Below are 6,271 nucleotides of genomic sequence, written 5' to 3' on the forward strand. Positions count from 1 at the left end.
GTCGGAGCGGACCACGGTGAACGGGCAGTGGGCCAGTCCAGCGACCTGTCGGTGGACCAGATCGCCGGCCAGGTCGGCTTCGCCACGGGCGCCTCCCTGCGCCAGCACCTCCACGCGGCGATCGGGGTCTCACCGCAGACGTACCGGCGTACGTTCCAGGCGGCCCGCTAGTGCCAACCAGGATCTACCGATTGCCAGTACTTTCGGTGACCGACTCCATGCGGGCTGCGGGAGAGCGTTCCAAGGGTACGTCGGCTCTCATCAGCGTGGACCCATCGACGTGCGGGAGCTCTGAGTCGGGGCGGACCTATGTCAGCCGTTCTCCACGTCGGCGGCTGTGAGGTTGTCGGGAATCGCTGCTGACGCCGAGAAAGCCCGACGGTGCGGTGACGCAGGCGCTGCGACAGCCGCGGGCTTGCACCGGCACCTGGCGGGCACATGCGACAGCGGCACGTGAGCACCGTCGCCACGAGCGGTCGCGTCAGGCCGGTTGCCAGATCTGTGCGAGCGTCGAAGCGGTGAGAAGCTGCTCGGGGTGCCCCTCTCCCGCCAGGTGACCGTAGCGGAGTAGAAGGCAGGCGTCCGCCGAGCGTGCGGCTTCGAGGTCGTGTGTGGCTTGCACGACGGTCACGCCGTCGGCGACCAGCTCCGTCAGCAGCGCGGCGATACGATCTTTTGCCTCGGGGTCGAGTCCGTGGTCGGCTCGTCCAGGAGGAGCAGGTTCGACTCCTGCGCGAGTCCTTGGGCGGTCAGGGCGCGTTGCCGCTGCCCGCCGGACAGTTCTCCGAGCTGGCGGGTGGCGAGGTCGGTGATGCCGAGCTCTCCATGGCCTGGTCCACGGTGGCGCGATCCTGCCGGGTCAGCCGGCACGGCCCGCGTTCGCCCCAGAGCCCCATCTCCACCGTCTGTCTGACCGTCAGCGGCAGTGCGTCACCGACGGCGCCGCGCTGCGGGACGAACGCCGGCGGCCGGTTGCCATGGTGGTGGAGCTGGCCTGATGTGGGTTGGATGACTCCGGCAATGACTCCGAGCAGCGTGGACTTCCCGCTGCCGTTCGGGCCGACGAGCGCCGTGACGGCCAACGCAGGTATCTCGGCGTCGAGTTGATGCAGAACGTGGCGGCCCGGATATCCGGCGGAGAGTCCCGTCAAGCGGACTCGGGGCGTCCTGTCCTCGGCGAGGGCGGGAGAGGGCCCCTGTGTCTTGAACATGGTTTTCATTATAGTCCGCTTATGTGGAATGGTTGACGGGCCCCTTCGGGGTGACCTTCGTGCAAAGGGTGCTGTGCGGCGGGCCGACCTCCTCGTTTCCTGGGAAGGCATCACCTCGTGACCCCAGTCGCGCCTGACTGCGGGCGTTCCGGTGCACTATGCCTACAACTACGCTGAATCTCATGACTGATGTCTCTCTGGGCGACGAACTGACTCGCCGCGTTGAAGACCTTGAAGAACGAGTCTCTCTGCTCTTCCAGGAACACCCAGCCGCTGAGACGAACAACGGGGTTGGAACAGCTAATCATGTAGCCGAAGCTGAGGACTCGCGTCAGCTCGCCACCAGGCTCCTCGCACATTCTGATCTGGACGTGTTGGCGGCTCGCCTGAACGCGCTCGGGCACCCGGTGCGTCTGCGTATCCTGCTCGCCTGTCTTGACGGCCCGCTCAGGGCTGCAGAACTCGCAGCGCAGACCGATATGGGCAGTACAGGGCAGATCTACCATCACTTGCGCCAACTGGTGAACGAGGGATGGCTTTCAGCCTCACGCAGAGGCCACTATGAAGTACCCCGCGAAGCCCGTGAGGCTGTGGCTGCGGTTCTTGCGGCGACATCCTAAAAAGGATCATAGGTGACATACGTTTCGCGGGTCAGTTGAACGAAAGACGAGGGAATCGCTTGACCATCCATGAAGCCCGGAGTAAACGGATGATGCGAGCGATCACGATGGCGACTCTGTTCGGCCTGAGGGGCCCCGAAGATCCCGGACAGGACCCAATAGGGTTTTCCTGTAAGGAATCGAGGGAAGCAGCAAGTGGCACGTCCAAGTCCGTACTCGCCGGAGTTCCGTGAAGAAGCGGTCCAGCTGGCGTTGAAATCCAGCAAGCCGGTCGCTCATGTCGCCCGGGAACTCAACGTGAATCCCGAGCCCTCCGCACCTGGGTGCGCCAACATGAGCGTGAACAGGGACAGCAGGACGGGCCGCTGCCGGTGCAATGGCCACGACCGACTTAAGTCATGGCCATTGGAGTTCACCCAAGCCCTCCAGCTGACTTAAGAGCTTTCCATCGAGAATTCTTGGCCCCCTTGAGGGGACTTGTTGCGCAATTACACGGGAGCAGCCGACGGGCGCCCGGCGGCTGCCAGGGAGAGATGGAAGCGTCACCTATGGCGACGCGATAGGGTGTAGATCACATCAAGAAGTGGAATCTTCAACTCCAAGGTCATTATATTTATCACTCTCATCCATGACATTTGTCAGGTGAAGGCATGAGAGATCTCAGCGGGGAAAATCTGCGACTGGCTGCATGATGAACTCATGAACCCCACCCCTAACGTGATCGAGGTCACAGACCTGCGGAGGCGATACGGCGCCATGGGCGCCGAAGGCTTCGACGCGGTCCGTGGCGTCTCCTTCCGCGTCGCCCAGGGCGAGCTCTTCGCGCTCCTCGGCACGAACGGCGCCCCTCACACCTGTCATCGAACTGATCCAGACAGCTTGGAACGGCGAGGGCACGGTAAGCGAGTCCGCGTTGAACGTCTTGATCGCGTCAATCTGGAGCGCGCTCTCGATCCTGGCGGTCAAACGATGGTTCCGCTGGGAGCCACGCAGCTGAAGATCGGTTGAGGCCAGCTGATCCACGCCCGGGCGTGACACCAGGAGACCTGACAGATGGAACAGGAATCAGAACAGTTAGTGGGCACTGCCTCCCCGCAACACCGTGCCTCGATGCAGCGCGTCACTCGCTCCACCCGGTGGGCTCTTTGTGCGATCCCCTGGTTTTTCCTCCTGTCCTTCGCCGAACCTGCCGAGAGCTTTAGGCAAAGGCCGGTCTCCTCCCTGTTGTTGCGGGCCCTGGTGGTCGTATTCGTCGCACAAGCGGTCTTGGCGACCGTTGTTCTAGCTCACCGGATCGGCCACCGTGGCCCTTGTCGCGGGCCCACCGCGACCGTCATCGTGCTCTCCTGCATCCAAATTGCTGCCATTCTCGTGCTGCACAGCCTCGACTGGCCCGCGGATGCCGACGCCGTGGGCTACTACTGCATGCTGGTAGCGGCCCCGTTGGCCGCGGTACTCAACGCCACCAGTGTGCGCGCCTACTCGGCATCCGGCGCGGCTGCGTGCACGTTCACCCTCGTCGCCGTGGCGGCAACCGGCTCTTCGCTTCGCAGCGTTCTCCTGATCGCTTTGGCCGTTGCCGCGATGTGGCTGGTGATCGGCCTGACGCTTCGGTCCTCCGTCTGGTATCTGTCCGTCATGTGGCGGCTCGACGCGGCCCGCGAAGCCCAAGGACGACTCGCGGTCGCCGAGGAGCGGCTGCGATTCGCACGCGACCTTCACGACGTCATGGGACGCAACCTCGCGGTCATCGCGCTCAAGGGCGAACTCGCGGCGCGCCTCAGTGAGGTCAACAATCCCCGGGCCGTCTCCGAGATGGTGGAAGTGCAGCGTCTGGCCCGGCAGTCGCAGAGCGAGATTCGTGATGTCGTACGCGGTTACCGGACCACAGATCTCGCCAGCGAGCTGGCAGGTGCCCGCTCCGTCTCCCAAGCCGCCGGAATCGCAAGCACCATCGAGAGTGATCCGCCACTCGGGCTGTCCAGCGAGGCCAAGTCCGTGCTCGGCTGGGCCATCCGTGAGGGGGTCACCAACGTCCTCCGCCGCTCGGACGCACAGAACTGCACCATCCGATTCGCGGAGAACGAGGGCGCTGACCTCCTCATCATCAACGACCACCCCCACTCTGCCGGCCCCCACGCCGGTACCGGACTGGGCGGCCTCGCCCAGCGCCTGACGCCGCTGGGCGGAAGGCTGCAACACGGTCCGGGGCCAGAGAACACGTATCGACTCGTGATCCAGCTCCCCCTTCCCATCGAGCAGAAAGCGTCATCGTGATCCGTATCCTGCTCGCCGACGACGAGCACCTCATTCGCGGCGCACTGGCATCGCTGCTGGACCTCGAAGAAGACTTGGACGTCGTTGCCGAGGCATCCACGGGATCCGAAGCGACGGCCAAGGCCCGAAAACACCGCCCCGACATCGCCATACTCGACCTGCAAATGCCGCAGAAGGACGGCATCACCGTCGCCGCATGGCTGCGCAAAGCAGTGCCTGATTGCAACTCCCTCATCGTCACCAGCCACGGTCTACCCGGTCACCTCAAGCGGGCCTTGGAAGCTGGCGTACGGGGGTTCGTGCCCAAGACCGTCTCGGCCCAGGACCTCGCTCAGATTGTGCGCACCGTCCACGCCGGGAGCCGCTACATCGATCCCCTCCTGGCGGCCGATGCCATCAGTGTCGGTGACTCCCCTCTCTCCCCCCGGGAGGCCGACATCCTCATGCTTGCCTCCGACGGAGCCTCCGTCAGCGAAGTCGCAGAGCGCGCCGCATTGTCCGTCGGAACCGTGCGGAACTACCTCTCTTCCGCCACCAACAAACTGGGCGCCGAAAATCGCTACGGAGCCATTCATATAGCCCGTGAGCATGGCTGGATCTGATGGCTGACTTATTGATCAGAAACGGTTTGGGTTCTGGGTCGTTGGTGGGGTGTGAGCGATCTGGTGGGGGACGCGCGGCATCTGTCGCCGTCGGCGCAGGAGGCCCTGCGGCTGCGGGCGGTGGCCGCGTTGGTGGCGGGCCGGGACCGTGAGGACGCGGGGCAAGCCGGTCGGGGGTGCAGCAGGTGCTCGGGGAGGCCGAGCAGGCCGCGGTGCGGCAGGTGGTCCTCGATCACCGGCCCTGTGACGTGGGGCTTTCCGGCCAGTTGTGGACGCGGCGGCTGGTGGGCGACCTCATCGCGAAGCTGTACCGGGTGCGGCTGACCGAACCGGGGGTGGGCAAGTACCTGAACTGTCCTTCCAGCGTCCGGACAAGCGAGCTGTCGAGCAGGACCCCGAGGCCGTGGCGCGCTGGCATCAGGAGACCTGGCCGAAGATCCGAGCGAAAGCGAAGAAGGACGGCGGCGAGATCCTCTTCGCCGACCAGGTCGGCATCCGATCCGACCAGGTCACCGGCCGCACCTGGGGAGAGAAGGGTAGGACCCCCGTCGTGCGACGGAGCGGGAACCGGTTCTCCGTGAACGCGATGTCGGCGATCAGCACCAAGGGCCGGATGCACTTCATGGTCTTCACCGAGAACTTCACCGCCGAAGTGATGTGCCGCTTCCTGGACCGGCTCGTCGGCCACTTCGACCGCAAGGTCCATCTCGTGGTTGACGGACACTCCGCCCACCGCTCCAAGAAGGTCCGCGACTGGCTCGCCGCCCACCCCGACGACGTCGAACTGCACTTCCTGCCCCTGTACTCGCCCGAACTGAACCCCGACGAGCTGGTCAACGCCGACCTCAAGCACAGCTCGCCCAAACAGCACCGCGCCCGCGACCAGGCCGAACTCGCCGCCGAAACCCGCCGCTTCTTCCGCAGACGGCAACGCCAACCCCACATCGTCCGCGGCTACTTCGGCGGCCCGCATGTCGGCTACGTCCTCGACGAGAACCTCATGAGTTTCTGATCAATATGCGGTCGTGGGAGCCCATCCGCCTGGCTGCACCAGTTCAAACGGCTCCGCATCCGCTACGAGCGACGTGCCGATCTCCACCAGGGCCTGCTCGAGCTGGCCTGCAGCCTCATATGCCTTCGCCGCCTGCGGACCTCATTCTGAAACGATCAGTCAGTCGTCAGAACAGCCCGAGGAAGCCTCCGATAGGAGGCGGGCCGGGCTGCGCCGTGAACGCCATATCGGCAATCATTTTCATTGTCAGGCCCATCCGGAGACACCTTGTGAGGCCACGCATGCGCCGCCCCGCCCTGCGGGAGCGGCTGTCCGGTCCGGGCGACCGCGAGCTGCTACGCACCTGCCCGGGCCCGGCAGAGCGACCACACTCTCAGTGGCGATCGGGTAGGCCCGATCGGGTATAGGCGTTCGGCCATGCCCTCACGGGCGACCGGGTGGGGTGCCCTTCTGCGCGCGCTAAGGAGCGTCTGAGCAGGGCTTTTCGGTCCTGATCGGACCTGGACATGATGTGCCCGCAAGGTGAGCTGTTGCTGTCGAAGTCGCGCC

6 protein-coding genes and 3 pseudogenes are annotated in these 6,271 nt (G+C 64.9%); 7 read left to right on the forward strand and 2 right to left on the reverse strand.

Annotated elements, in window-relative coordinates; genetic code table 11:
- Positions 1-33: 33 nt before the first annotated feature.
- Positions 34-171 (forward strand): annotated as a pseudogene (locus tag OHT21_RS30445) (AraC family transcriptional regulator); the annotation flags it as partial.
- A gap of 310 nt (positions 172-481) precedes the next feature.
- Here the strand turns inward: OHT21_RS30445 and aztA are convergent.
- Positions 482-1,220 (reverse strand): annotated as a pseudogene (gene aztA / locus OHT21_RS30450) (zinc ABC transporter ATP-binding protein AztA).
- 173 nt (positions 1,221-1,393) lie between these two features.
- Between aztA and OHT21_RS30455 the strand changes: the two are divergent.
- Together OHT21_RS30455 and OHT21_RS44795 are read left to right on the forward strand one after the other, a co-directional pair.
- Positions 1,394-1,831 carry an ArsR/SmtB family transcription factor gene (locus OHT21_RS30455; RefSeq protein ID WP_328771478.1) on the forward strand — a complete coding sequence of 146 codons (438 nt, stop codon included), beginning with the start codon at positions 1,394-1,396 and terminating at the stop codon, positions 1,829-1,831.
- Between the two features lie 195 nt (positions 1,832-2,026).
- A complete protein-coding gene (locus OHT21_RS44795; protein ID WP_443050451.1) occupies positions 2,027-2,269 on the forward strand; it encodes a transposase in 243 nt (80 codons plus the stop codon).
- Between the two features lie 222 nt (positions 2,270-2,491).
- Here the strand turns inward: OHT21_RS44795 and OHT21_RS44800 are convergent, their stop codons facing one another.
- Positions 2,492-2,797 (reverse strand): hypothetical protein, encoded by a 306-nt coding sequence (locus tag OHT21_RS44800; RefSeq protein ID WP_443050452.1) that lies wholly within the window; start codon positions 2,795-2,797, stop codon positions 2,492-2,494.
- Between the two features lie 87 nt (positions 2,798-2,884).
- Between OHT21_RS44800 and OHT21_RS30465 the strand changes: the two genes are divergently transcribed.
- From OHT21_RS30465 to OHT21_RS30480, 4 genes and pseudogenes are all read left to right on the forward strand, one after another.
- Positions 2,885-4,108: a sensor histidine kinase gene (locus OHT21_RS30465; RefSeq protein WP_328771479.1), complete on the forward strand. Its 1,224-nt coding sequence runs from the start codon at positions 2,885-2,887 to the stop codon at positions 4,106-4,108.
- Positions 4,102-4,710, forward strand: a complete 609-nt coding sequence (locus OHT21_RS30470) for a response regulator transcription factor (protein WP_328774278.1) — start codon at positions 4,102-4,104, stop codon at positions 4,708-4,710. Before OHT21_RS30465 ends, OHT21_RS30470 begins: the two co-directional genes overlap by 7 nt.
- Positions 4,711-5,113: 403 nt before the next feature.
- The gene (locus OHT21_RS30475) at positions 5,114-5,722 is read left to right on the forward strand and encodes an IS630 family transposase (protein WP_328771480.1); all 609 of its coding nucleotides are present in this window, start codon (positions 5,114-5,116) and stop codon (positions 5,720-5,722) included.
- Between the two features lie 27 nt (positions 5,723-5,749).
- A pseudogene (locus OHT21_RS30480) lies at positions 5,750-5,872 on the forward strand (IS5/IS1182 family transposase); the annotation flags it as partial.
- Positions 5,873-6,271 lie beyond the last annotated feature (399 nt).

The organism is Streptomyces sp. NBC_00286 (assembly GCF_036173125.1).
Taxonomy (GTDB): domain Bacteria; phylum Actinomycetota; class Actinomycetes; order Streptomycetales; family Streptomycetaceae; genus Streptomyces.